Annotated in this window: 24 protein-coding genes and 1 pseudogene; 13 read left to right on the forward strand and 12 right to left on the reverse strand. The window is 68.6% G+C overall.

Going from position 1 to position 25,737, the window contains the following annotated elements; genetic code table 11:
- Positions 1-151: 151 nt before the first annotated feature.
- Entirely contained in the window at positions 152-1,258 is a 1,107-nt protein-coding gene (locus ACWGIH_RS33355; protein WP_453448926.1) for a carboxylate-amine ligase, read from the reverse strand.
- 141 nt (positions 1,259-1,399) lie between these two features.
- Between ACWGIH_RS33355 and ACWGIH_RS33360 the strand changes: the two genes are divergently transcribed.
- Together ACWGIH_RS33360 and ACWGIH_RS33365 are read left to right on the forward strand one after the other, a co-directional pair.
- Positions 1,400-2,788 carry an NAD(P)/FAD-dependent oxidoreductase gene (locus tag ACWGIH_RS33360; RefSeq protein WP_453448927.1) on the forward strand — a complete coding sequence of 463 codons (1,389 nt, stop codon included), beginning with the start codon at positions 1,400-1,402 and terminating at the stop codon, positions 2,786-2,788.
- Between the two features lie 1,052 nt (positions 2,789-3,840).
- Positions 3,841-4,386 (forward strand): pyridoxamine 5'-phosphate oxidase family protein, encoded by a 546-nt coding sequence (locus tag ACWGIH_RS33365; RefSeq protein ID WP_453448928.1) that lies wholly within the window; start codon positions 3,841-3,843, stop codon positions 4,384-4,386.
- Between the two features lie 188 nt (positions 4,387-4,574).
- Here the strand turns inward: ACWGIH_RS33365 and ACWGIH_RS33370 are convergent, their stop codons facing one another.
- Positions 4,575-5,030: a hypothetical protein gene (locus ACWGIH_RS33370; protein ID WP_453448929.1), complete on the reverse strand. Its 456-nt coding sequence runs from the start codon at positions 5,028-5,030 to the stop codon at positions 4,575-4,577.
- Between the two features lie 99 nt (positions 5,031-5,129).
- Here ACWGIH_RS33370 and ACWGIH_RS33375 point away from each other — a divergent pair, with 99 nt between their 5' ends.
- Positions 5,130-5,387, forward strand: a complete 258-nt coding sequence (locus ACWGIH_RS33375; protein ID WP_453448930.1) for a type II toxin-antitoxin system Phd/YefM family antitoxin — start codon at positions 5,130-5,132, stop codon at positions 5,385-5,387.
- 706 nt (positions 5,388-6,093) lie between these two features.
- Here ACWGIH_RS33375 and ACWGIH_RS33380 read toward each other — a convergent pair.
- Together ACWGIH_RS33380 and ACWGIH_RS33385 are read right to left on the reverse strand one after the other, a co-directional pair.
- On the reverse strand, positions 6,094-6,432 hold the full coding sequence (locus tag ACWGIH_RS33380) for a hypothetical protein (protein WP_453448931.1): 339 nt from the start codon (positions 6,430-6,432) through the stop codon (positions 6,094-6,096).
- A gap of 475 nt (positions 6,433-6,907) precedes the next feature.
- On the reverse strand, positions 6,908-7,546 hold the full coding sequence (locus ACWGIH_RS33385) for a LysE family translocator (RefSeq protein WP_453448932.1): 639 nt from the start codon (positions 7,544-7,546) through the stop codon (positions 6,908-6,910).
- 115 nt (positions 7,547-7,661) lie between these two features.
- On the opposite strand from ACWGIH_RS33385, the gene ACWGIH_RS33390 reads away from it, so the two are divergent.
- From ACWGIH_RS33390 to ACWGIH_RS33400, 3 genes and pseudogenes are all read left to right on the forward strand, one after another.
- Complete coding sequence (locus ACWGIH_RS33390) at positions 7,662-8,213, forward strand: CGNR zinc finger domain-containing protein (RefSeq protein WP_453448933.1); 552 nt, start codon at positions 7,662-7,664, stop codon at positions 8,211-8,213.
- Positions 8,214-8,910: 697 nt separating this feature from the next.
- On the forward strand, positions 8,911-10,305 hold the full coding sequence (locus ACWGIH_RS33395) for an MFS transporter (protein WP_453448934.1): 1,395 nt from the start codon (positions 8,911-8,913) through the stop codon (positions 10,303-10,305).
- Between the two features lie 21 nt (positions 10,306-10,326).
- A pseudogene (locus ACWGIH_RS33400) lies at positions 10,327-10,547 on the forward strand (TetR family transcriptional regulator); the annotation flags it as partial.
- Positions 10,548-10,610: 63 nt separating this feature from the next.
- On the opposite strand, the gene ACWGIH_RS33405 reads toward ACWGIH_RS33400, so the two are convergent.
- Entirely contained in the window at positions 10,611-11,696 is a 1,086-nt protein-coding gene (locus ACWGIH_RS33405) for a hypothetical protein (RefSeq protein WP_453448935.1), read from the reverse strand.
- 479 nt (positions 11,697-12,175) lie between these two features.
- On the opposite strand from ACWGIH_RS33405, the gene ACWGIH_RS33410 reads away from it, so the two are divergent.
- A complete protein-coding gene (locus ACWGIH_RS33410) occupies positions 12,176-12,298 on the forward strand; it encodes a hypothetical protein (RefSeq protein ID WP_453448936.1) in 123 nt (40 codons plus the stop codon).
- Positions 12,299-12,680: 382 nt separating this feature from the next.
- The gene (locus ACWGIH_RS33415) at positions 12,681-13,232 is read left to right on the forward strand and encodes a hypothetical protein (RefSeq protein WP_453448937.1); all 552 of its coding nucleotides are present in this window, start codon (positions 12,681-12,683) and stop codon (positions 13,230-13,232) included.
- Between the two features lie 270 nt (positions 13,233-13,502).
- Here ACWGIH_RS33415 and ACWGIH_RS33420 read toward each other — a convergent pair whose 3' ends face one another.
- On the reverse strand, positions 13,503-13,808 hold the full coding sequence (locus ACWGIH_RS33420) for a DUF1330 domain-containing protein (protein ID WP_453448938.1): 306 nt from the start codon (positions 13,806-13,808) through the stop codon (positions 13,503-13,505).
- Positions 13,809-13,996: 188 nt separating this feature from the next.
- Here ACWGIH_RS33420 and ACWGIH_RS33425 point away from each other — a divergent pair, with 188 nt between their 5' ends.
- Positions 13,997-14,899, forward strand: a complete 903-nt coding sequence (locus ACWGIH_RS33425; protein WP_453448939.1) for a LysR family transcriptional regulator — start codon at positions 13,997-13,999, stop codon at positions 14,897-14,899.
- Between the two features lie 332 nt (positions 14,900-15,231).
- Here ACWGIH_RS33425 and ACWGIH_RS33430 read toward each other — a convergent pair whose 3' ends face one another.
- A complete protein-coding gene (locus tag ACWGIH_RS33430; RefSeq protein ID WP_453448940.1) occupies positions 15,232-15,969 on the reverse strand; it encodes an SDR family NAD(P)-dependent oxidoreductase in 738 nt (245 codons plus the stop codon).
- Positions 15,970-16,053: 84 nt separating this feature from the next.
- Here ACWGIH_RS33430 and ACWGIH_RS33435 point away from each other — a divergent pair, with 84 nt between their 5' ends.
- Both ACWGIH_RS33435 and ACWGIH_RS33440 read left to right on the forward strand, forming a co-directional pair.
- Positions 16,054-16,695 (forward strand): TetR/AcrR family transcriptional regulator, encoded by a 642-nt coding sequence (locus ACWGIH_RS33435; protein WP_453448941.1) that lies wholly within the window; start codon positions 16,054-16,056, stop codon positions 16,693-16,695.
- A gap of 338 nt (positions 16,696-17,033) precedes the next feature.
- Complete coding sequence (locus ACWGIH_RS33440; protein WP_453448942.1) at positions 17,034-18,242, forward strand: MFS transporter; 1,209 nt, start codon at positions 17,034-17,036, stop codon at positions 18,240-18,242.
- 424 nt (positions 18,243-18,666) lie between these two features.
- On the opposite strand, the gene ACWGIH_RS33445 is transcribed toward ACWGIH_RS33440, so the two are convergent.
- The 4 genes from ACWGIH_RS33445 to ACWGIH_RS33460 form a co-directional block, all read right to left on the reverse strand.
- Positions 18,667-19,125, reverse strand: a complete 459-nt coding sequence (locus ACWGIH_RS33445; protein ID WP_453448943.1) for a MaoC family dehydratase — start codon at positions 19,123-19,125, stop codon at positions 18,667-18,669.
- Positions 19,126-19,210: 85 nt separating this feature from the next.
- The gene (locus ACWGIH_RS33450) at positions 19,211-20,758 is read right to left on the reverse strand and encodes an acyl-CoA synthetase (protein WP_453448944.1); all 1,548 of its coding nucleotides are present in this window, start codon (positions 20,756-20,758) and stop codon (positions 19,211-19,213) included.
- Positions 20,759-20,769: 11 nt separating this feature from the next.
- Positions 20,770-21,657 carry an amidohydrolase family protein gene (locus ACWGIH_RS33455; RefSeq protein WP_453448945.1) on the reverse strand — a complete coding sequence of 296 codons (888 nt, stop codon included), beginning with the start codon at positions 21,655-21,657 and terminating at the stop codon, positions 20,770-20,772.
- Position 21,658: 1 nt separating this feature from the next.
- Positions 21,659-22,570, reverse strand: a complete 912-nt coding sequence (locus ACWGIH_RS33460; protein WP_453448946.1) for an SDR family oxidoreductase — start codon at positions 22,568-22,570, stop codon at positions 21,659-21,661.
- A 210-nt stretch (positions 22,571-22,780) separates the two neighbouring features.
- Here ACWGIH_RS33460 and ACWGIH_RS33465 point away from each other — a divergent pair, with 210 nt between their 5' ends.
- Positions 22,781-23,194 carry a MarR family winged helix-turn-helix transcriptional regulator gene (locus tag ACWGIH_RS33465; protein ID WP_453448947.1) on the forward strand — a complete coding sequence of 138 codons (414 nt, stop codon included), beginning with the start codon at positions 22,781-22,783 and terminating at the stop codon, positions 23,192-23,194.
- A gap of 69 nt (positions 23,195-23,263) precedes the next feature.
- On the opposite strand, the gene ACWGIH_RS33470 is transcribed toward ACWGIH_RS33465, so the two are convergent.
- Positions 23,264-23,725 carry a DUF3237 domain-containing protein gene (locus ACWGIH_RS33470; protein WP_453448948.1) on the reverse strand — a complete coding sequence of 154 codons (462 nt, stop codon included), beginning with the start codon at positions 23,723-23,725 and terminating at the stop codon, positions 23,264-23,266.
- Positions 23,726-24,084: 359 nt separating this feature from the next.
- On the opposite strand from ACWGIH_RS33470, the gene ACWGIH_RS33475 reads away from it, so the two are divergent.
- A complete protein-coding gene (locus ACWGIH_RS33475) occupies positions 24,085-25,731 on the forward strand; it encodes an ABC transporter substrate-binding protein (RefSeq protein ID WP_453448949.1) in 1,647 nt (548 codons plus the stop codon).
- Positions 25,732-25,737: the final 6 nt, after the last annotated feature.

Genomic DNA, 25,737 nt, shown 5'->3' on the forward strand with positions numbered 1-25,737 from the left:
GGGCGGCGTCCGTCACGCCGCGCTCCCCCTCTATAAGCAACCAGGCCGCCTCTTTGTGACATAGGGCTGCGCCGAAGCCGAGAGCCGAGGGGACATCCACCTCTCACCCGAGCGGCCAGTGATGCACGTGGCCCAGGGGTATCAGACAGACTCAGGACGTTGCGGTGGCGCGGATCAGGTGGTCGACCACGTCGTTGAGGTCTCGGCCGTGCTGGTGAGCGGCCCGCTGGCGGTCGGCGCCGTTGCCTTGCGCACGCAGTAGTGCTTCCGCGTCCTGAAGAATCGGGAGGTCACCGGTGACCGCCAAGGCCGGGCGTACCGCGTCGAGAAGCCGGTCGAGCTGGGCCGAGGCGGGGGCGAGCCGGCCGGTGTGCGGGTCGACGGCCTGCCCGGACAGGCCGTCGCGAGCCGCTCGCCAGCACGCGGCGCGCAGCATCTCCGGCTGCGGCCGCGGAGCGGGACGCGCATGACGTACGGCCTCCAGAGCGCGGGTGGCCAGGCCCTTCAGGACTGCGGCGAGCAGCAGCGTGTCCTCCACGGTCGGGCAGGCATCGGCGACGCGGACCTCCAGGGTGGGCACATGATGGGACGGACGGATGTCCCAGTAGAGGCCGCCCCGGTCCATGACCGTGCCAGAGGCGATGAGGCCGTCGACCAGGTCGCCAAAGTGGGTGCGGGACTCGAAGTGCGGAGGTGGTCCCGCCACCGGCCAGCGCCACCAGGTCATGGTCCGCCAGCTCGCGTATCCGGTGTCCTGCCCGGCCCAGTACGGCGAGTTGGCGGTGAGCGCGATGAGGGCGGGGAGCCATGGCCGCAGGTGGTTGCTCAGCCCCAGGGCAGTGGTCAGGTCAGGTACGCCGAGGTGGACGTGGCAGGCGCAGGCGCTCTGTTCGTCGTCCAGGGCGCGGAACATGGCAACGCTGTTCGCGTAGCGGGGGCCTGGCGTCAAGGGCACGGGGGTGTCCTGGCCGAGGACGGGTGTGCCGCTGGAGATAATGCGCAGCCCGAATCGGGCTGCGGCCCGCGCCGCCGCGTGGCGTGCGGCGCGCAGTTGGTCGCCCAAGTCCGCCAGGCTGGTATGGGGATCAGTGCGGATCTCGACCTGGTAGCGGGTGATCTCCGTGGTGACGCGATCCCCCAGTTCGGTTGCCGCCTCGGCGACGACCTTCTCGGCCTCAGGGCTCACCTGCCGGGACACGGGGTCCACGAGTAAGTACTCCTCCTCGACGCCGATCGTCAGGGAGGCGGACCCTTCCATGCCCTCGCGATCCTCCTCAACGCCGGTTGTCGGACCCTGCGTTGACGGGTGCGACCACTTTTGACTCTTCATGGTGAAGAGTCTGTCACTTATGGTGACCAAGCAAGCCGCAGCCACGCGTCCAGGTCGAGGGAGCACCCTGTGCCGGAAGCGACAGACATCCTCGTCATCGGCGGAGGGCCTGCAGGCTCGACGGCCGCCGCACTCTTGGCCCGCCAAGGACTCCGGGTCACGCTCCTGGAGAGGGAGCACTTTCCCCGCTACCACGTGGGCGAGTCGCTCCTGCCGTCCCTGCTGCCGCTCCTCGACGTGATGGGGGCGAGGCAGCCGGTGGAAGACCATGGCTTCGTCCGCAAGACAGGCGCCTTCTACGGCTGGGGCGGCGAGGAGTGGTCACTGGGCTTCGACGAGCCGGGGAGACCGTCCGCCTACAGCTTCCAGGTCCTTCGGTCCGAGTTCGACCACCTGCTCCTCCAGCACGCAAGGCACCAGGGCGCCGACGTGCGCGAAGGAGTCTGCGTACGCCGCATCGAGTGGGATGGCGACCGGGCCGCCACCGCCACATGGTCGACCGGCGCCGGGCAGTGCGGCACCACGGCCTTCCGGCACGTCATCGACGCGAGCGGCCGGGCCGGCGTGCTGGGCGCCCGCCAGTTGCACTACCGCAGGTTCCACGACGTGTTCCGCAACGTCGCGACATGGGGCTACTGGCGCGACGCCCCGCCTCTGCCCGGGGCTCCCGCCGGGGCGATCGGCGTGTTCTCGCTGCCCGACAGCGGCTGGTTCTGGGCCATTCCCCTGCACGACGGCACTCTCAGCCTCGGCCTCGTTACCGACAAGCGTTCCTTCAACGAAGCACGCCGGCGCACGGGCTCGATCGAAGTCCTCTACCGGCAGGCCATCTCCGACTGCCCCGCACTGGTGCGATTGCTCCAAAGCGCCCGGCTCACCTCGGCGTTGAAGGTCGAGAGCGACTACTCCTACGTATCCGATCAGTTTTGCGGACCCGGATACTTCCTCGCCGGAGACGCCGCCTGCTTCCTCGACCCGCTGCTGTCCACTGGAGTCCACCTGGCCATGTACAGCGGCCTGCTCAGCTCGGCTTCCATCACCAGCATCATGCAGGGCGATGTGGACGAGCTGGCGGCCCGCCGCTTCTACGACACCACCTACCGCCACGCCTACGAGCGGCTGCTCCTGCTGGTCAGCGCGTTCTACCGAATCCACGACGGGCGAAACGCCTACTTCCACAAGGCCCAGGCTCTTAGCCACCGCGACCAGAACGACCTGCGCCTGCACGAGTCCTTCCTCAACATCATCACCGGAGTAGATGACCTCCACGACGCCCAGCAGGACGCCGTGGCCCTCGTGCAGCGCCGACTCACAGAGCCCCTCAACGGGCACCGCGCCCAAGGGCTCGGCGGCCACGGAACCAGCCACATGCTGCGCCTGCCCAGCGACCCCGCCAACGCGACAGCCGGCCTCTACCTCGGCCTCGACCCCCACCCCCGGCTGCTCCGCGCTACGTGACGCCCCCGCCACGAGGCGAGATGCCCCCGCCTGCCGCGAGCTCGGCCGCTTCACGCGCCAGGCCCGCTCACTTACTGGCCGTTGTCGACCATCTGACCACGGACGACGAACCGGTCACCTTCTTCATCGGGGCCGCCCGCGCCGCGGATTACTCGCACTGGCTCCTCAACGCCGAGGGCACGCGGCGGCTTCGCACAGCGAATCGTCGGGACCGGCAACCGCTGACCGCCTTGGCGAGAAGGTATCGATACACGGCTTCGCACACAACGTCGCACGCGGTTGGAGGCGTTGGTGTGTAGGGAACCAACGTGCACCACGCCGCGCACGGCTGGGTCGACCTGGACAACGATGCTTCGCAGGCGATGGACGCACGGTTTGGACCCGGACGGCACGCCTACGCCCCCGTGGCAACCGACGGTGGACGTCCCCCACAGGCCACCTGGACCGCCACATGCTTCACCCTCATAGAGGGTGCCCGTCACGTGGCGACTCGGTGGCACGGCTCCTCGCCTGCCCGGGCATGGTCGCGGCGAGAAGGGCGACGGTGTCGCACGCCAGCGCCACCATCCTAGGCGGGCAGAGCGGAGGGAACCCGCCCTCGCCCGAGTGGCATCGTGCGCACCAGCAACCGCGCTACGCGCTCGCACGACAGGACATCCTCGCTCTGGCCAACGTCACCGGTGAGATGCCCCTCCCCTACCCCATTGCAAGAACTGCTCGCTTTCCGTCTCATCGCAGCACTCCGCCGCTGAACTCCCGCTGGGCCCGACCAGCGACAGTTACTGAATCGGGGCTGACCTCGAACGCGGGCTGCCGTCGCCCCCGCGGCGCGGGGGCGACGGGGTGCGGGGCCCGGGGAGCGAGTCGGATGGTGCACACCTCCCCCTGCGCCTGCAGCCCGCCCTCACCTGGTGGCGCAAGCCCGGCCCACGCTGCAGTCGCAGTACGACAACTGGGAAGCGACAGAATGCCTGGCCTCCAGAAGCCGCTCCTGAGCGGCGCCGGGCCGGGCTGCGTAGCCTTCGTTACAAGAAGAGGGAGAGGAGTTCCGCATGACGCCGAAACAGCCCAAGGCCGAGCTCGACGCCCGTTACAGCTCCGCGCTCAACCCCCGCCCCGGCGCACCTGACGTCACCGCCACCGAGTGGGCCGAGGCCCAGCGCCAACTGCGAGACGCCGAGGTCTTCTGGATCACCACAGTCCGGCCGGACGGCCGGTTGCACGTCACGCCCCTGATCGCCGCTTGGCACGACGGGGCACTGCACTTCAGTACCGGGACAGGCGAACAGAAGGCGAAGAACCTGGCCGGCAATGCCCACTGTGCGCTCACCACCGGGCACAACTCGCTCTCCGCAGGCCTCGACCTCGTGATCGAGGGCATGGCGGAGCGCGTGACGGATCCGGCGCGGCAGGACGAGGTCATCGCCGCGTTCGAGGAACAGTACGGAGATCACCTCACCTCGCCGGAGGGCATGTTCCACGGATTTGGCGACAGCATCCGCAACGGCAACGACCTGCTGTTCGCGGTGACACCCGGCACGGCGTACGGCTTCGGCCACGACAGCCAGGCCTTCAGCCACACCCGCTATACCTTCTAGGGGGCCCGCACCCGGGGAAGACCTCGGCCGTCGCCGCTGCGCCAAGCTCTCGCGCCACCCGCATCGCCCGACTCAAGCAGTGGCGTGGCCTGGCCCTGCGGACGGACAAAACTGGCCATCGTTTACCAGGCCGCACTTCACGTCGCGTCCATCCTTATCCGGGCGCGTCAGTGACATGACTGCGGCAGCTACAGGCCCAAACTCGAGACGAAGCCCGAGAAAGTAGGTGCTACGACCCGCCACTCGCACAGAAGGGGGTCCGTCCAGAAGTCACTGCCGACGATGCGGGGATCTGAGCGGTCGGTCCGGTAGTCGAGAGCCAAGGCGCCATCATCACCGGGGTTGCGAGTGGTGGCGATCAGCACTGCCCGTTCAACGTCAAGCCAAGGAAGTTCGAGCGGGGCAACGCTCCTGCTTCCGCGTGCCTGGCGAAAGAAGGCGGAATGCGGATCATCGGCGAACATATCCATCGATTGGGACGCGTACGCCATCTGTTCGGGGTTCGACACGAAGCCAAGTGGGTCCTTGAACCACGGAATGGCCTTCGCCAGCACCGCGTCGCCCGGGTGGCGCCAGAGGTCGCCATCGATGAGCGACATCAGCAGGGCGGGCAAAGCAAATCCGCGGACTATCGAAGGCGCCACGGCGCACAGCTTCGCACGGCGGACAGCACCAAGGAGACACGCTCCAGCGGTCGCGTCATTCGCCAGCGCCAGCAGCGGACAGAGGTGTGCAGGTCTGTGATGAGTGAGACGCTGCCCATCACCGAGACCCGTGCCAAGTTCGGCGCCCTGGTCCGTCGTGCCTCCCATGGCCGGGTACGCATCACGATCACCGACCACGGCACGCCTGCAGCCGTGCTGATCAACCCCCAGGAGCTCGCCGACCTCAAGGACGCCCTCGCGCTCGCCGAATACCGCGCGCGTCAGGCTGCCGGAGAGGTCACCGGCGTACCTAATGCTGAGGTCCGCGCTCGACTGGGGCTGGAGCGCACGGCTTGAGCCACACCGTCATCTGAGACGAGCCCGCCCTGAACGCAGCCGTCCGGTTCCTCAAGGACGCCCCGGACGGGCTGCGCCAGGTCCTGGATGCCACCGACCTGCTTGCCGACGACCCACGCCCCGAAGGCAGCGCAGCGTACGGCTCCCCCAATCTGCGCCGGAATGCATGTGGGCCGCTACCGGATCATGTACGAGATCACCGCTGGTACTGGCCCACCGCGCCGGCACGGTCAGCGTCGGCCGGGACTTCTGAAAGAGCGCCCACCAGCACTACGGCGAACTGCTCGTCGTTCGGCCGCTGGACCAAGACGCTCGCCTATCCCCTGGCCCTACTCGCGCGTCTGCGCCTCCCGGCGGATCCCCCCCACCACGCGGAACTCCGATCCGTGTTCGCCGCAGGACACAAGAACCACCACCGCAGCCCTCATGCCTGGGACGAAGCGGCGCGGGCCTCGACAGACTGAACGCCGCCTTCAGAACTTCAGCCCAGGTAGTGCAGCCATCCTTATCAGCGTCGACCCAGTGCTTGAAGCAGGTGCGCTGGTAGCCGGTGCGGTCCGTGTCCTTGATGGGTAAGGGGCTTGAGAGCGGCCTGCGGGGGCTGCGTGACGATTCTCGGGTATCCGGACGACCTCCCCAGCCCTCCGGGAGGTCGAGCCCGGAGGGGGTAGTTGCGCTCCCCATACGCGCCCGGCCCGCCAGGAAACTACGTCCACACGACGGCCACGATCGCCGCGGCCGCTGTGAGCGACCCCACGGCGTAAAAGGCCCACGGTCGTTTGTTGCGCATGCCCACCAGGGCGGTCACCGCCACCAGAACATCCAGCGCCAGTTTCACACCCATCTTCGCGTCAACGACCGGCATATCCAGTGATATGCGGGTCCAGATGAGTCCTGCACCAGTGACCAGCTGGACGACCGCGCTGCTCACCATGTAACTACCCGTCACCAGGTCCTTGGCGCGCAGCTGGAAGAAGACACCCCCTAGCAGCGCAGCGAACCCGAACAGGTGGAAGACGAGGAACACGTACCGAAGGATCTCCATACCGCTGATCTTGCTACAGGCACAGAACAAAAAGACGAGCATTTACAACGGAAGCCAGAACACCCTCGCGTCACCCACCCCGATCACCCCCGCCATGATCCGCGCGCGGGAGGCTGCTCGATGTCGTCCGCGCCGTCCGTGCGCCATTCTCACCGCATGTGCGGCGTGGCTCGTGCCCTGCCTTCGGCAGGCCACCTACCCGTCGATGACTGGGCGGCATTCCAACGCGACACCGCCACCGTCGGCAATGACGTGCAAAGCCGTCGGCGGTCAGGTGTTGAGGAGGGAGACCCCTAAAGGGGTGGGGCTGTGGAGTGCGGTATCGCGGTGCTGGATGGCGCCGATCAGTCCGGCAGTGCGCACGACGGTCGCGTGTTCACCGGCGCTTGGGGACGTGATGCCTGCGTGGACGGCGAGTTGCTTTGTGGAGCAGCCGGGCCCGGCCCTGCGTGTGCGACTGGATGTTGTGTCGCTGTCAGGAAACGAGGGCGGTCAGCGCGTCCTTCAGCAGGATCGCCGCGAGGGCGGCCATGGTGGCCGCGGCGATCAGTTGCACTGTCGTGGTCGCGCGACGCCCGCGTACCAGACCCTGGCCCAGCCGGCCGGCGCAGAGGCCGATCGCGGTGTCCCAAGCAAGCCCCATCAACAGGAAGATCATCCCCAGGGCGAGCAACTGAAGCCAGAGCGGCCCCTGTTCCGCGTTGGTGAACCGCGGCAAGAACGCTGCGAAGAAGAGCACGGTCTTCGGGTTGAGCAGATTGGTGAGGACGGCTCGCCACAGGACCCGACGCACGGCCGGTGCCGCGGCAACCGCAGTCGCCGCCTTCCCCGCTGAGCGGATCGTGGTCACTGCGAGACACCCGAGGTAGCACCCGCCGACAATCTCCACCAGCACAAGCACCACGGGCGTGGAACTCAGCATGACGGCGAGGCCGAGCGCGGCGGCCGTCACGTGTACGAGCATTCCCAGAGCCATTCCCGCGGCGGACACCAGACCGGCCCGCGGACCTCGCTCCAGGGCAACAGCAACGATGTAGGCGGCGTCCGGTCCAGGTGCGACGGTGATGATCGCGACCGCCGCCAGATAGGCCGGTAAGAGAGTGAGGTCCAGCATGTCAACCTCCCGCATCTTTGGCAGTAACGTACACAAGCGCTTCAATGCGTTACGGTATCGGCCCCCCGCTGCCCGCGCAACGCATTACCAGTCACTAATGCGTTACCGTGAGGGCATGGCCGTTACCCTCACCGGGATCTCCCTCGATGCCCTGACCGAACTGGTCAACGGGTGGGGCACACTGCCCCGTCAGGAGGACGGCCGAGCCGGCGAGCCGCTCCCGTCCGCTGCCGGCATCGAACAGAAATTAGCCCTACCCGCGCACGTCGGCGCCGCGCTGACCTCACAGACATTGACCGACGCAGCGGACTGCCTCCACGGAGTCTTCTCCGCCCCGGACGGCGGGACGTGCGCACGCAGCCTGACGAGCCTGTTGTCAGAGACCGGCGTCCACCCCGTCATGGATACCGCGGCCGATGGCACGCTCCGCGCCGCGTGGAGCGTCGAGGACACCGGCCATGCCCTCGCCGCGGCAGCCGGCATCACCCTGCGCGAGTACCTCGCCAGCCACGGCTTCGCGCGGATCGGCATCTGCACGGGCGCACGCTGCGCCGACGTCTACATCGATCAGTCACCGGGCGGCCGACGCCGCTTCTGCTCGGTGACGTGCCAAAACCGTACCCGCGTGGCGGCCTTCCGCAGCCGCAAGGAGGCCGCCTCCGACTGAGCACCCCATCGGGACGATCGAACAGGGTCCGTGAACTCCCCCGTGGCCACGACAACCGGCCCGTCCAGCGCACTGCGCCCGGCGGCCGGGAAAACCGCCAATACGCCCTCCCCCGCTCCCAGTTGCCCGCCCGCCGTACCGACGGGCAACCATGCTGACCTCCACTCGAAAACCACGACACGCGCTGAGCGCCCGTGGTGCGCCCGGCGTCAGGCGGCATCGCCCGCCCCGTTCTGACAGTGGAGGCCGAGCGTTGCGGCTGGGCAGGGGCGGATCGATTCCAGTGTGCGACGTGCCGTGCGGTTGTCGTATTCTGTTCGAGTTCTTGTGCCGAGGTGTCGGTGCCAGTGACCGGACTTCCTGTTCCTTCTGTGTCGATCTTGGGGTGACGTCTTATTAACCAGGCCATGTAGTCGTCCGTGTTCCCCGCGTGCTGTTGTGTCGCACGTGTCCGGGGGCGGACGTCGCGCTGGCCTGAGTTGCGTCACCCATCCCCCGCAGTTCTCTTTCCCGGGTGCAGCTCTGCCGTCTGCCCCGGGTTTGGTGTTTTCCGACCCCGGTGCGGCTGCCGGCAGGGCTCCCCGATTCCTTTGGATCAGGAGTTCCCGTTTTGTCTTCCTCCGCGCTCGGCAACGAGCCAGAGCACATCACCACCTCATCCCCGACCCACCCATCACCTGGACCCTCGAAGATGGCCATGGGGGCCTGGATCGCCCTCCTGGTGCTGCTGACCGCCGAGTTGATGAACATGCTCGACCAGTCGGTCGTCCTGACAGCCCTGCCTGCGATCCAGGAGTCGACCGGCGCAGGACCGGCCGCGGTGCAGTGGCTGACCACCGCCTACTCCCTGCCCGTCGCCGTCGGGCTGATCACCGGCGGACGGCTCGGCGACATCTACGGCCGGCGCAGGATCCTGCTCATCGGCACCGTCGTGTTCACCGCCGCCTCGCTGCTGTGCGGTCTGGCCACCGGCCCGGGCGTACTGATCGGAGCCCGCTTGCTCCAGGGCGTCGGCGTGGCCGTGATGATCCCGCAGGTCCTGGCGACCATGCACGTCACCTTCGACGGCCAGAACCGCAGCAAGGCGTTCGGCCTGTACGGGGCCGTCCTGGCCATCGCCAACGTCCTGGGCCCGGTCCTGGGCGGCGTGCTCACCCAGGCCGACCTGTTCGGGCTGTCCTGGCGGCCGATCTTCCTGGTCAACGTGCCCGTCGGGCTGGCCGTACTCCTCGTGGGACGCGCGTTCATCCCCGAATCGACCGTCCGCACGGCCGACCGGCTCGACCTGGTCGGCATGCTGCTGTTCGGCCTGGCCATCGTCCTGATCCTCTTCCCGCTCACCGAGGGCCATACCCACGGATGGCCGCTGTGGTGCTTCGTCATGCTCGCGGCCGGCCTCCTGGTCCTTGGTGTCTTCCTGCGCCACCAGCGGCGCAGGCAGGGCAACGCCCCGCTGGTGGCGCTGTCCCTCTTCCGGGTCAGGCAGTTCTCCGGGGGCATGGCCGCGGACCTGCTGCACGGCCTGCTGTGCGGCCTGTTCTTCATGACCTGGACGCTGTACCTGCAGCGCGGACTGGGTATGAGCCCGCTCGAGGCGGCCGTGGCTTTCGTGCTGCTCTCTGTGGGAGAACTGGGCGGCGCGACGATCGCGGCGAAGACGGCCGGGCGTTTCGCCCGCCGTCTGCCTCAGGCCGGAGCTCTCATAGCGACCGCCGCGATGGTCGCCTACGGGATCCAGGTCGGCAGCCACCAGGCCGAGCTGACCCTGCTGGCGATGACCGCTCCGGTGGTGCTGATCGGCTTCGGCCTGGGCATGGTCTCCGGCCCGCTCGCCGATCTGTCGCTGGCCAGGGTCCCGCACGAGGACGCCGGCTCGGCCTCGGGCCTGTTCAACACCGCCATTCACCTGGGCATCGCGCTGGGCACCGCACTGACCGCCGTGGTGTTCTTCGCCATCACCGGCGGCTCTCCCGACGGCGCGGTCAACCGCGACGCGTTTGTCGCCGTGCTGTGGTGGGTCGGCGGCCTCCTCGCCCTGATGTGGGTCCTGATGTTCTGCCTGCCCAAGCAGGCCGGCCACCGGGCCGACTGAGCAACTTCCCGCGGCGGGGGGCCGCTGCCCGACCGGTCGCGGAGGCGGCCCAGGCGCTGCAAGCGCACCTGTCCAGGATGGGTGCGCTCTGCGGCTCGCTGGGGCATCACGGCGACAAGCACCCCGGCACGGTGCGCGGCACGGGCCGTGACGAGTCGACGACCCGTACCCGCGCGGCCCTCGCGGAGTTGCTGGAGCCCGACAATGCCGCCCTGCGCCGGCCGCCGGAGCAGATCGCGTCGAGACCGGGATGGAGATCTCGGGGACGTGCACGCCGCTCTCGTGGCAGCAATCCGTCCGTATCGTCACACGGCAGACAGACTCCACGCCCCGGCCGAGCGCACCTGGTAGTAGCCGCGGCCCGGCCACTGGAAAGTGAGCTTGCCGAACTTGCCCTCGGCCACGGTCTCCCGGTAGGCGAGGCGGCCGTCCAGAGCCTCCAACTGGACCACGCTCGGTCCCTCGTACCGCAGAACCCCCGGCCCCGCATCCCCTCGGTAGTGCACGACGTCGGACCCGGTGCCGTTGATCTCGTCATGGAAGCGGTGGGCTTCTCGCAGCGGTGCCGCAGTCGCCGTCCACGCCTCCCTGCCGCCGGAGGCGAACACCCGGAAGGCGACTGCTTTCTTCGCCTCCGGCAGCGGAATGCGGGCGACGACCGGGGAGCCGTCGCCTGACAGCCGGTAAAGCCGCGAGGAGCGCCCCATCCGGCCCTCGAAGCGCAGGTGGACCGGCGCTCGCTCGTTCGTCGAGAAGACCATGAGGACCGGCCGGTACGACGGCATGGCCAGTTGATGGGTTTGTTCACCGCTGCTTCCCGTCCCGCTGAGCTGCGGCTGGGGAGCGCTCATCGCCGTCGTCGTCGGGAACTTGGCCGTACGCGACTGTGCGTCAGGGAGCCTGTTGCCCGGTTTCGTCCGCTGAGTGGTCGAACTGAAGCCTTCCGCCAGGCGCACCGCGTCCGCTGCGCAAACGGCGATGTTGCGGGCGCTGCCCCCCGGAGGTGTCCACCTGACCTGTCGGACGGCCCGCCCGTGGCGGGCGTCGAAAAAGCAGAGCGGCATTTGCTCCGGCAGCGGCTCGTCGGCGAGCAGGGCATCCAGACAGGCCAGCGCGTGCCTGCCCTCGTCCAGTGAGCGCGGTACGTCGAGTGCGTCCGCCCAGGTCCGGTCGCCGACGAAGTTTCGCTTCGCCTGCTCATACGCATCGAGGGCACGCGCCAGTTCGGCGCGCATCGCAGCTGTGGCATTCGGCTGGCCGGGGCTGAAGGAGTGGGCGCTCAGTGCCACACCGAACGCGGTGATCTCGGCCTCGATGTCTGCGAGCGCCGACTCGTCACGCGCACGCCGCGGCCATAGTCGGCGGAGCCCCCCGCCCTTTTCCCTACGCATGGCCAATATCATGCAGCATGAGGCGGTAGGCACCGCCTGATGGTGGCGTTGGCTCCGCTCAACCCGGATCTGCGTCTTGCCGACCTGTGGCCCGGCACGCACGAACAGGTCAACACCGGGCGTCCCTGTAGCACAATGGCCAATTGAAGGGCGCTGCCTCGCTGGCGCTCGTCGGGCAGCTGTGTGCACCCGACCTGCGATAGCAGCGAACCGTCCAGCTCCGCCCACTCCTTGCCCGGTGTCCCTACTTCGCGTCGGTGTAGGAGTGTTGGTGTCGCCAGGAAGGGACCCGGCCCCCCGCGCAGCGCGGTTGAGCTCGCCTGCTCCGCGTCCAGCCCGCTAAGAGGACCGATCGCCGTGGCCCGCCCAACACCCGTCAACATCCTCATCAGCCTCGACGGCCGCACCCATTCGGGCCACCGGCTCTCCGACACCGAAGAGCTCGAAGAGGTCTCCGCCATCGACATGCGGTAGTCGTGATGGCCATCGTCGTCGTCGCTGCGGCCGCCGCGCTCGCGGCCGGCCATCTGGTCGGGCGGCTGCGCCGGTGGCAGCGGGCGGGCGACTGGGCAGCCGATCAAGTCCGCTACACCCGGATGTGAATCCCGGGCGGTGCAGACCGTCAGGCCGTCGTCGTCCAGGCCCACGTCGCCGCCGCGCCGCCCCGTGCACCAGCTGGCGCAACATACGCGCCCTGACCAGAAAGACACGGGTGCCGGCCCCCGTACGCGATCCGGACTGGGGTGCCAACCCCCTACCGCCGCAGGGCAGCGCGTCCAACCTCTCGCTGATGCCATTGAGTTCGTGTTGGCAAGTTGTTGGCGGGCCACGTCACCATAGCTACAAGGCGGGTGACGGCACCCCTGAAGACAACCAGGCGGCCAGCCCTCACACGAACACCGCTCACCTACATCAAGGGGGCGACGCTAAGCAGTGGTCTCCCCCTATCTAACGAGGGAATCCAGCTCGATGAACGTACGTTGTATGACTTCTGTGCGGCTTTCACCCGCGGGCCGTAAAGTCGTCTCCTTCGCGCTGGTCGGCGCGACCGCCGCCACCGTGCTCACGGCCGTGACCTCTCCCGCCTCCGCGCTGAGCTGGAAGTGCAACACCAGCTCCCACTCGATCGACGACCGCAGCTACTCCGGCCCCGCGCCGGACAACATCGACATCACGATCAAGAACTGCGTGGCCCGCTCCGGCAGCTACGTCTACGCCAAGGCGACGATGTCCTTCGACTTCCCGCCGACCTACGCCGGCGGCGACATCGGCAACACCATGACCGGCGCGACAATGCCGCTGTACGTCAAGCGCTCCGACACGGGCGCCGACACCCTGCTGGGGACGAAGACCTACAACGTCCGGGACAACTTCCAGCGGATGAACGGCAGCGGCAACGGCACCTTCACCACGTCGACGACGAAGAAGAAGGTCGCTGGCGGACGCTTCTACACCGACAGCGCCATCAAGATCAACTGGGTCAACGACGGCAAGGGCTACTTCAACTACGGCTTCGAGGCCTCCGGCACCCGCTGACCCGTGCACACCGCCGGACCGGGGCGCGCATGCCCGGTCCGGCGGGCAGATGACATCACGAACGACGTGCGGCCCCAACCCCTGGCCGCAACCGCGGTCATGGCCGGATGAGGCAGATGTCGCCCTCCGTCCGCGCTGATCGACTGGCTCACTCTGAAGTCTCCTGGACCAGGCAGGCCGCGAACTACACCGAGGCTGCGCGGACATGCGCTCACCTGCCGCAACTCATCCCGAGCACCTGACGACACATGGCACCTGCCCGCCCGCCGGTCAGTCGATGCCGTCGATGATGCGGAAGTCGCGCTCGACGTCGTCGGGGAGGGCCACCAGCGCCTTCTGGTATGCCTCGCTCTCGTATGCCGCGACGGCCTGTTCAAAGCTGTCGAACTCGATCAAAACGACGCGTTGCGTGATGCCGGCCTCGTGGGCGACGACTCGACCTCCGCGGGACGGAATCCGGGACAGGACGCGCCCGCCCCCGGCCTGAACAGCCGGACCGGCCAGCTTGTCGTAGGCAGTCAGACTCTCAGGGTCGGAAATGGCGGGGTAGACACTGACCCAGTAGCCCTTAGTCATGGAAACCTCCTGTGTTCGGCCGGACATGTCCGACGGCGAATTGACACCCAGATCGATCCATCCCGGCGGCGGGCACTTCGCTCAATTGCTTCGCCATAGGCGCAGGTTAGGACTTGATGTGGGGTCGGGGGAAAGACCGATACGGGCTAGGCTCAGAACGGATCGTTATCAATCGGCGGGGAGGGCACATGGCGCCGGATACGGTGAGCCTGCGGTACTTCCTGGTGCTGGCGCAGGAGTTGAACTTCACCCGCGCGGCCGCCCGAATCGGTATCGCGCAGCCCGCACTCAGCGCCCGGATACGCCGATTGGAAACGGAACTCGGTGACGCCCTGCTGGTCCGCACCACGCGTAGCGTCGTATTGACCACGGCCGGTGCGGCTTTGGCGGAGTCCGCGCCGCCCGCGCTGGCGGCGCTGGACCGGGCATGGGACACCGCCCGGAGCGCGGCGGCCGGTGAACTGGGCACACTGCGCATCGGATACAGCCTCAGCGCCGGGGCCGAGACGGCGCCGGCCCTGGTGGACAGGCTGATTCGCGGCAACAGCGGACTCGACGTCGGCGCGGTCCCGATGGCGACACCGGAAATCTCCCCCGCGGTCGCCGAGGGCCGCATCGATGCCGGGATCACCCGCGGTGAACAGCCGGGCAATGGCGTGCGCCGGTTCCTGCTGCGTCGTATGCGCGTCGGCGTCCAGCTGGCGCAGCACCATCCGCTGGCCGAACACCCGGAGATCGAGATCGCCGACGCGGCCGCGTATCCGCTGCGACTCCCGGACCGTGCGGCCAACCCCGTGATCCACGATCAGCTGGCCGCACTGTTCCGAGATACCCGGCCACACCCCCGATTCCACACGCCCGCAGTCTCTTTCGACATGTCTCAGCGCGACCTGCGCGACGGGGTCACCCTCGCCCCGGCCGGAGAAGCCGCGGCCACATCACAACCGGCCGGTCTCACCTGGCGACCGCTGCGAGGCGCGCCCAGCCTGACGATCCACCTGGTCCTCCCACGCGAGCAGTCGCCGCTACACCGCCGCATCCGTGCCGTCGCCAAAACCCTGGCGCACGAGCTGCACTGGCTGCCGGACTGACGCGAGTAGGCACCCAAGTGATGGCTATTCGGCCGCGCAGGATTCGAACTCCTCAGCAAACGCGTCCTGTTGGCGTTACGGACAGTCGCTGCTCCACACGTAGTGGAGCAGATCCCGTTCAGACCTCCGCGATCGAGAAACGCCGAGGAGGATGAACACCCAGCGGAGGTCGGCCTAGCCGGAACGGCAGTCGGGGTGACGACCGCCTTCATCCAAAGAGGCCGCGGCCACGATTTCGTTGCTTCGAGCGCCCCGGGACCTACACGGACGCGCACACGCGGCCGGGAGTGCGCCCCATCACTTCGGACGGAATGCGCACCACCGGCCGTCGTTCAGGCCCGGGTATAGCCGCCGTCGACGAAGAGTTCGGCGCCGGTGACGAACGACGAGGCGTCTGAAGCCAGGAAGAGGGCGGCCTCGGCGATTTCCTCGGCGTCGGCCAGCCGCCCCAGTGGCACGGTGGCCTCGGCGAACCGGTCGATGTCCGGCCCCGCGGCACGCAGCAGGGCAGGGGTCCGCGTGGGTCCTGGGCTGAGGACGTTGACCCGGAATCGACGCTCTCGCGATTGCCGGGCCCAGTTGTGCACGAGATTGCTCAGGGCCGCCTTCGAGGCGCTGTAGACCTCGAGGTGCTCGTTGGGGCGCACACTGTTGCTTGAGCCGATGACCAGGAGTGAGGCGTTCTCCGCCAGCAGCGGAAGCGCTTTCTGGACGGTAAACAGTGGGCCCTTGATGTTGACGGCGAGTGTCAGGTCGACGTTCGCCTCGGTGTGGGCACCGAGCGCGGCGTCCGCGACGATCCCCGCGTTGGCCACTAGCACGTCGATGCGTCCGGCCTCCTCGCGGACTCGCGCGTAGAGCGCGTCCAGGTCGGCCAGGACCGAGACGTCGGACCGCACGCCGGTGGCCGCAGGGCCAATCTCCTTGACTGCCGCTTCGAGGCGGTCGATGTCCCGTCCGGTCACAAAGACCCGTGCGCCCTCCCGGACGAAGCGGTGGGCGATGGCCAGCCCGATCCCGCTGGTCCCTCCGGTGATCACTGCCACCTTCTCCTGCAGCACGCCTGGCATGTCGTACCCCTTCAGTTGTGGAATGGATCGTCCACAACGTAGGCAGTAATGGACGATCGAGTCAAGAATGGCTAGACTGAGGCCATGCCGAGACCACGCGCATTCGACGAACGCCAAGTCCTTGAGCGGGCCCGGGAACAGTTCTGGGCGACCGGCTACGCGGGAACCCGGATGGACGACATCGCCCAGGCGACCGGCCTGGGCAAGGGCAGCCTGTACGGCGCCTTCGGCGACAAGGGCAAGCTCTTTCACCGTGTGTTCGGCGACTGGTGCACCGCAGTCGTCGAGGTGGCCGAAGGGCGGCTGGCGGGTGGACCGGACGCAGAGGCCTTGGACCGACTGTCGGGATACGTGCACCTGATGGCGGAGAACACCGCCTCCGACACCGAGCGCCGAGGCTGCCTGTTGGCCAAAGGCGCGGCGGAACTGGCCCAGCACGATGCGACAGTGGCCAGGCGGTCGTCAGAGACCATGACGGCAATGCTGACCTTGCTGCGAACGGAGATCAGCGCCGCGCAGCGCCACGGCGACATCGATGGCGCCGCGGATCCAGAGCAGTTGGCGGCCCTACTGCTGACGGTGGTCCGCGGTATCGAGGCAGTAGGCAAAGCCGGCCTGGCCCCGGAGACACTGCGAAACATCGCAGAAACCGCACTGGCGGTCCTGCCCAAGCCCGAGGGGCAGAAACGCCCCACAACCGGGCACAGTCCAACCCCCGAGAACTAACTCGCCGCCACGACGGCCACATCCCGCCTTCAGCGCAGCCGACGAACGCCTCGGCGGCGGCCACGGACTGACCACCGTCACCGCCTACCTCGCCGACACCGCCGCCCCATGCGCCGCGGACGCTTCACCACCGAGCCCTTACGCCTGGCCGCCTTCGGCGCCGTTGCCGAACTCGCCTACCTCGCTAGCTGGAAGCACTGCCCTGTAAATCGGCCGGACGCCGAGAACTCATCACCGACGCAGGACGGGAGGCAGATCCGCCGGATCCGCCGCACCCACGAGATCTACTGCACCTGCCCTACGCCCCACCAGGCGCCTTAGAGCCACCATCACCTGGCATGACACCGACGATCACTCGGATCCTGCGCGACCGCGACGCGAGCCTCTGCCTGGGCGCGGTACTGGTCTCCGGCTTCGGAAGTTCCGCGATGTGGCTGGTCTCCGGGATCTGGACGAAGGAGCTGACCGGCTCGGACGGCCTGGCCGCCCTGTGTACCTTCGCCCTCTGGGCGCCGGCCCTGGCCGGGCCCCTCCTGGGCACGATCGCCGACCGCACCCGCCGCAGACCCCTGCTCGTTGCCACGAACCTGGCCCTGGGCGCCCTGCTGACCACCCTCCTGCTCGTCGACTCGACCAGCACCCTGTGGATCCTCTACGCGGTGCTCTTCCTGTACGGGGCGTGCGGCGCCGTCACCGACGCGGCGGAGGCGGCGCTGGTGACGGCGGCCGTCAGCAAGGACCTCACAGGGGACTTCAACGGCTTGCGGATGGCGGCGAACGAAGGCATGAAGCTGGTCGCACCGCTCGCCGGAGCGGGCCTCTTCGCCGCCTACGGGGGCGCGCAGGTGGCGCTCCTGGACGCCGCGACCTTCGTACTCGCGGCCGGGATGTTCACGCTGCTGCGGGTGCGGGAGGACGCCCCCGTGCGTGACAACTCGGGCCGACGTGCGCAAACCGCCGACGGGGTGCGCCGCTTGTGGGGCGATCCGCGGCTGCGCCCGCTCGTCCTCGCAGGCGGCCTGACCATGTTGACCTCGGGGATCAGCGGGGCGGCTGTCTACGCGGTCGTGGAGGGGCTCGGCCGCTCCCCCGCGTATACGGGTGTGCTGTACGTCGTGCAGGGCGCGGGTTCAGTCACCGTCGGCCTCGCATCGGGAACGCTGATGCGCCGCTTCGGAGGACGCCGGTTCGGTGGAGCGGGCATCGCGCTCACCGCGCTCGCCGCAGCCCTGCACGCCCTGCCGTACGACGCGGCGGCTCTTGCGGGCAGCTTCGCCAACGGCCTCGGTCTGCCCTGTGTGCTGATCGCGGGCCTGACCGCGGTGCAGCGCGCGACCCCGCAGGCGCTGCTGGGACGCGTGGCGGCGACGGCGAACACTTTGATGTATACGCCGACCGCCCTGGGCATCGCTCTGGGGGCGGTGCTCATCGAGGCGGTCGACTACCGCCTCCTGCTTCCCGTCCTCGCGGGGGCGCGGCTGCTGGTCGCCGCGCCTCTCCTCAAAGCCCCTTCCTCGTCCGCTACTTCGCATCGGCGCAGCGCTTGATCGTCGCGATGGCCTCGCTGGCCAGCCGCGGCCAGGCGAGGGAGGCGCCGTGGTTGGAGCGGAAGCCTCGTAGCGGGTCGGGAGGAAGGTCGACATGCGGCGATGCGCCATCAGCATCGGGGACCTAAAAAGCCACTACCAGGCGTTTGCGCCGCATCTCGTGGCCCCGAGTCAAGGCGATGTCCGGGCGCACTCTTGCGTCGACGTCGCCCCGGTAGCCCGGGGCTGTCAGTTGGGGCCACTGCTTCGTGCCGGTGGGCCGACCAGCACCGACGCCAGATGCGGCGGCAGGTCCGTCAGCTCGACATCACACGCCATCAGCCTGCCGCACCTGCCGCAGCACAGCGCCTGACCGATCAGAACCGAGCAACCGATCAACGCCTACAAGAGTTTGGGAAGACCCGTCACTTCTACAGCCCCTCACTCAGGCGTAATGGCGGTAGACGGCCTGGGCGACGCAGGCCGGCTTGTCGCTGCCGTCTATTTCGACGGTGAACGTCAGCGGCATCTGCACGCCGTTGCCCTTGACCTCCTCCACGGTGCCGACGACGCCATGGAGGCGGATCTTCGCACCTACGGGGACGGGGCTGGGGAAACGGACCTTGTCCAGGCCGTAGTTGACGCTCATCTCGGTACCGGTGATGGTGAGCAGCTCGCCGAAGAGCGGGATGATGAGGGAGAGGGTGAGGTAGCCATGGGCGATGGGGCCACCGAAGGGGCCGTCCTTGGCCCTTCTCGGGTCCGTGTGGATCCACTGGTGGTCGTCAGTGGCGTCGGCGAAGGTGTTCACCCGGTCCTGGGCTATCTCGATCCATTGGGTGCGGCCGAGGTCGGCTCCGGTCAGGGCCTTGAGTCCGTCGAGTCCGTGGGCGATCGCGGGCATGGAAGATCCTTTTGATGGTAGGGAAGGCAGTGGGCGCTGCTGGTGTGAGGTCATTGCTGGGGCGCGGGTGTTGTTCGGACGTCCATTACCGGTGGGGGCGCTCGACAGGGCCGTTCGCGTAGGTGTCGCGCACGACGGGCTTCATGATCTTCCCGGAGGCCGTGCGGGGCAGGGCTTCCGTGACGACCAGGGACTTGGGGATTTTGTACTTGGCGAGCCGGCCCCGCAGGTGGCCGAGGATGTCGTCCTCGTCGGCGCGGACGTCGGGGTTGAGGACGACGACGGCGCGGCCGACCTCGCCCCAGACCGGGTCGGGCACACCGATGACCGCGCATTCGGCGACGGCGGGGTGGGTGAGGAGCGCGTCCTCGACTTCGGCCGGGTAGATGTTCTCGCCGCCCGATACGAACATGTCCTTGACCCGGTCGACGATGTAGGCGTAGCCGTCGGCGTCGGTCCGCACGACGTCGCCGGTGCGCAGCCAGCGGCCGTCAGTGAAGGCGGCGTCCGTGTCCTCGGGTCGGCGCCAGTAGCCGGTCATGGTGTTGGGGCCGTGGACGAGGAGCTCGCCGCGCTCCCCGGGTCCGGCCTCACGATCGTCGGGCAGGACGACACGCGTGTCGGTGAAGAAGTGCGGCGTGCCGGCGGAGCCCGCCTTGTCGGAGGTCCGTTCCTTGTCCAGGAAGAGGACTCCGGGGGATGCCTCCGTCATGCCGTAGCCCTGGCTGAAGGCCAGGCCGCGGGCGAGGTACGTGGCGATGGTGTGCGCGGGGACGGGGGCGCCGCCGCAGTTGACGGTGCGCAGGCTGGACAGGTCGGTGGTCTGCCAGCGGGGCCGGGCGGCCATGGCGTCGTACATCGTGGGGACGCCGAACATGTACGTCACGCGCCGGCTCTCGACGACCTCCAGGACGCGCTCGGCGTCGAAGGCGCCGAGCAGCACCACCCGGCCGCCCTTGAGCAGGGTGGGCAGGCACGTCATGTTGAGCCCGGCGGTGTGAAACAGCGGCGCCGCTACGAGGGTGACTTCATCACTGCGGAGGTCGGTGTCGACGAGGACGTTGACGCTGTTCCAGATGATGTTGCCGTGGGAGAGGACGGCGCCCTTGGGTCGGCCCGTGGTCCCGGAGGTGTACATGATCATGCAGGGGTCGTCCGGGGCCACGGCCTCGTCCAGGGGTCCGGTTCCGGCGTCGGAGAGGAGTTCCTCGTAACCGAGACCGCCCTCGTCGTCGGGCCCGGCGAGCGCGATCCGGTGCCGCGCCCCGGCCTCGGCTGCCGCGGCGCGGGCCACTTCGGCATGCTCGGGCGCGTGGACGAGGACGGTGCTGCCCGAGTCGGACAGGTTGTACGCCAGTTCCGGCGTGGTGAGCCGGGTATTGAGCGGGACGAAGACCGCTCCGAGGCTCCCGGCTGCGAACAGGGTCTCCAGGAACGCCGGGTGGTTGGGGCCGAGGTAGGCGACGCGGTCACCGCGGCCCACGCCCAGGGCGCGCAGGGCATGGGCGAGGCGCAGGACGCGCTGGTGCAGTTCACGGTAGGTCCAGGTGCGGTCCTCGTGGACGACGGCGATCCGGTCGGGCGTTTTGCGTGCCCGGCGCGCCGGCCAGGAGCCGATGCCTTGGTTCAACACGAGCGCCTCCGTCAATCGGTGAGCAGGCCGAGCAGGCGGGCCGCGTTCTCCTTGAGGATCTTCGGCCGGACCTCGGGCTTGATGTCGAGCTTGTCGAAGTCCCTCAGCCACCGGTCGGGGGTGATGACGGGGTAGTCGGAGCCGAAGAGGACCTTGTCCTTGAGCAGGGTGTTGGCGTAACGCACGAGCTGCGGCGGGAAGTACTTCGGGGACCAGCCGGACAGGTCGATGTACACGTACGGCTTGTGAGTGGCCACTGCCAGGGCCTCGTCCTGCCAGGGGAAGGACGGGTGGGCGAGGATGATCCGCAGCTGCGGGAAGTCGACGGCGACGTCGTCCACGAGCATCGGGTTGGAGTACTTCAGCCGGATGCCGCCGCCGCCCGGGACGCCGGCGCCGATCCCGGTCTGGCCGGTGTGGAACAGGGCGGGCACGCCGAGTTCCTCGATGGCTTCGTACAGCGGGTAGGCGAGGGTGTCGTTCGGAGCGAACGCCTGGATGCTGGGATGGAACTTGAACCCGCGGACGCCGTGTTCCTCGACCAGGCGCCGGGCTTCCCGCACGCCCGCGCGGCCCTTGTGGGGGTCGATGCTGGCGAAGGGGATCAGCGCGTCGGCATGGGCGGCGCAGCTCTGCGCGATCTCCTCGTTCGAGATCCGCGGGTGCCCCGTGGCGTGCTCGGCGTCCACGGTGAACACCACTGCCGCCATGCGGCGTTCGCGGTAGTGGTCGGCCATCTCCTCGATGGTCGGCTTTCGGTGGCCGTGGGCCTTGAAGTACTCCTCGGAGGCGCCGAACAGTTCGGGGCTCAGTGCCCCGTGGCCGTCCTTGGAGACCTCCGCGTGCGTGTGTACGTCGATGGCGGTCAGCCGGTCGAGGTCGAGCGCGAGGTCACCCATCTCACGCCTCCGGGGCCTGGGGCGCCGGGATGCCGTAGGTCTCGGGCTCGGCCCCGACACCATCCGGCCACCGGGCGCCGATCGCGTCGGCGCTCCAGCCGCCGTCGGCGAAGGCGACGGCCTTCTCCTTGGGGTGCGCCCACAGGGCCAGCCGGTCGCCGCCGATGCCGATGGCCTGTCCGCTCACTCCGGCGGAGTCGTCCGAGGCCAGGAAGGTGATCAGGGAGGCGACGTCCTCGACGGTGCCGAGGCCCTCATCCTTGCGCAGCCAGTCCGGCAGAGGTTTGCCGGTGCGCTCGGCCTCCTGGATGACCGGGGCGAACGCCGGGATGGTCTTGGTCATCTCGGTGGCGGCGACGGGCACGACGGCGTTGACGGTGATGCCGGCGCGGGCCAGTTCCATGGCCCAGGTCCGGGCCATGGCGACGATGCCGGCCTTGGCGGCGGCGTAGTTGGTCTGGCCGAAGTTGCCCCGCTGCCCGGCGGGCGAGGAGATCAGGACGAGCCGTCCACCGGTGCCCTGCTCACGCATGCGGACCGCGGCCGCGCGGGCGCAGGTGAAGGTACCTCGCAGGTGGACCCGGACGACGTCGTCGAAGTCCTCGTCGGTCATCTTCCACAGCACCCGGTCGCGAAGAATGCCGGCGTTGGTGACGAGCACGTCCAGACGTCCGTAAGCGCGCACCGCCGTCTCGACCAGCTCCTTGGCCGACTCGCTGTCACCGACCGCGGCCACGACACCGGTGGCCCTGCCGCCCTCGGCCGTGATGGCGGCGACCGCGGCGTCTACCGCGGCGTGGTCGACATCGTTGACGACGACCGCGGCTCCCGCTGCGGCGAGGGCCCGGGCGTACCCCAGGCCGAGGCCGCGACCGCTACCGGTGACGACGGCGACTTTCCCATGCAGATCCATGAAGGGGTGCCTCTCGTGAGCAGTTGGTGGGGCGCCGGGAACGCGGCAGCACGCCAAGGGATCGACAGGAATCCTGATGAACGGCAGTCTGCTCAATCAACAGGATTCCTGTCAATGGCCTAAGGTGAAGCCGTGCCGCCGCCCCGGCGGCATCCGGTGAAGGAGCGGCATGGACCGACCCGCGCAGACCGTCGACACAGGAGGACGAACGTGAGCCCCTCGCTGCTCTATCTGGTCAAGAGGACGGAGCTCGCGGTGCGCGCACGCCTGGAGGAGTTGCTCAAACCCGCCGGCGTCACAGCACTGCAGTACACCGCGCTCACCGTGCTGGAGCGGCGCGACGGGATTTCTGCCGCCCAGCTCGCCCGTGACTCCTTCGTCACCGCCCAGACGATGGCCGACATGGTCCGCGCGCTGGAGAGCCGCGGCCTGATCCGCCGCGAACCCAACCCGGCCAATCGCCGCGAGCGTCTCATCCTGCTCGCCGACGCGGGGCGCCGACTGCTGGCCGAGTACGCCGAGCCGGCCCGCGCTCTTGAGGAGCGCATGGTCGCCGGCCTCGACGCCGAGGAAGTCGCCCGATTCCGGGACGCCATGAATCACGCATGGCGCTCCCTTTCCTGAGCCTTGATCGGCGTCGACGGGTGGTGGCGACCGGCATGGCGTGCACGCCGGTCACCAAAGAGGCGGCTTCTACCTGAGCGCGTACATGCGGATGACGACGACGTCCTCGCCCTCCGGGCGGGCGAGGCCGACGAAGACCGTCTCCGCGAGCCAGCGGTGGGCCGGTGCGTCCGTGCGGAAGACCGGTGACGTCCGGTAGTAGTGGCCGGCCTCCGTGACCTGCAGGTCTTCGTCGAACTGGTCCGGGCTGTCGGCCTTGGGCCGGTAGTAGCCGCGGTTGACGATGTCGATCACTGCTCCGTCGTCCGCCTGGAGCAGGTAGCGCGCCTCCAGTTCGCAGACCTCGCCGCGGGTGCTGCTCCAGTCGCCTCCGCCAGAAAGGACCTTCCCGTTCAGGAGGGGGCCCTCGACGCTGCCTCCGACGATGGGGGTGAACTCGGCGACTTCCCCGTCGCCATGGCCGATGTGCAAGGTCTCGGTCACCTTGGCGCGGATCTCGAAAGCGAAGTCGAGAGCGGGAGTGAAGGGCATGCGGTTCTCCGGTTCTGTGGGGCGGCGTGCGGGGTTCACGCGCCGCGGATGACGGCGCACGAGGCCGCAGCCGGCCTGATGGGGCCGGGTTGAAGCGGGTGGTGCGGCACGCCGGAATTCGATCGACATCACTGCGGCCAGAGGGCATTTGGCTGCCGAAGGCGCCTCGGCGGGGCGAAGCTCGGCGTCCGACGAGAAGGTCACGCCTTGCTCTTGACGCGTCAGCACACCAGATGCAAGCGTGACATGCAACAACGTTATATGACGTTCGTTTACGACGGCTCGTCGGCACGCCCCACTCCCCCCAGCGCGAGCGTCCCCCCTTCCTTCCTCACTCCTCCCGGCAAGGAGCTTCAGCCATGGCTGCGAAGAAAACGGCGCTGACGATGCTGACGAGCGTGGGCCTGCTGGCCGCCACGGCCTGCACCACCACGTCGAACGGAGGCGGCGAAACGCCCCGGCGCGACCGCCTCACCACCACCACGACGCCCGGCACCTCCAAGGTGGACCGTGTGACCTGGGCGCTTCCCTACGGGGAGCCGACAACCCTGGACCCCGCGAAGATCGGCGACTACTCTCCCCAGACGGTCGAGGCGAACCTCTGCGACACCCTGACGCGGATGAACGCCGACTTCTCCCTGAGCCCTGGACTGGCCCGGCAGGTCGCCTGGACCGACGACCGCACGCTGGTGCTCGACCTCCGCTCCGACGTGAAGTTCTGGGACGGCTCACCCATGACGCCGCAGGACGTGATCTACAGCCTGGAGCGGCAGCGGGACCCGAAGACACAGGCCCTGTACGGGAACTACCTGGCTGCCGTGACGTCGATCAAGGCCACCGGCCCGCACCAGGTGACGCTGCGCACCAAGACCTACGACCAGACCATCCCCAAGGCCCTCTCCACATCGTTCGGTGCGGTGAACCAGAAGGCGTACACCAAGAAGGCCGGCCCTGCCTACGGCACCACCAAGGGCGGACTGATGTGTACGGGGCCGTTCCGGCTGGGCTCCTGGAAGTCCGGCAGCAGCATCACCCTCGAACGCAACAACGCCTACTGGGACGCCGAGCTCAAGCCGAAAGCGGGCCAGGTCGTCTTTCAGTTCATCACCAACAGCAACACACTGACCAGCGCACTTTTGTCCGGCGAGGTGGACGGCACCTACGAGCTGCCGCCCACCAGCGCCACCGCGCTCGCCAAGTCCGCCAACGGCGCGATCCATCTCGGCCCGTCCACCCAGAACGTGCTGCTGATACCCGCGAACGCGAAGTCGCCCGCCGCCGACCGCCGACTGCTGGACGCCCTATCGTGGGTCATCGACCGCGACGCACTGATCAAGAACGTCTTCGGGGGCGACGCCACCACCCTGAAGTCACTCGTCCCGCCGCTCACCTGGCGCGGCAACAAGGCCGCCGCCCAGTTCGACGCCGCCTACAAGGCGCTGCCCGCCGTCCCGAAACCGGATCTGGAGCGGGCGAAGAAGCTGGCCGAACAGGCCGGCCCGCTCTCCCGCCCCCTGGTGGCCGCCATTCCCGCCGGTGACCAACGCGGGCTGCAGGCGCTGACGTTCATCCAGGCCGCAGCCAAGAAGATCGGCGTCGACATCGAGATCAAGCAGCTCCAGCCCACCGAGATGTCCTCCCTCTTCTACGACCCCTCGGTCCGCAAGGACCTCGACCTCGTCCTGACCTTCGGCTACGTCACCATGCCGGACCCCGCGTCCTACGTGGCCGAGAGCGTCACCCCCCGCGGCATCTTCAACTGGACGAACTACGACAACCCCAAGGTGACCCGACTGCTCGAACAGGCCCGTACCTCCTCCGACCCGGCCGCGTCGGCCAGGGCCTACACGAAGGCCCAGGCCCTGTTCACCCCCACCACCCCGGCGGTCTTCCTGGCCACCACGCACGAACGCATGTTCATGAACAAGCGCGTCAGCGGCGCGCCCACGTCCTTCGCCTACATGGGCATGCCGTGGGCCGCCCACCTCGGCGGCACCGGCAAGTGACCCCCA

Source organism: Streptomyces sp. NPDC054872 (assembly GCF_053610705.1).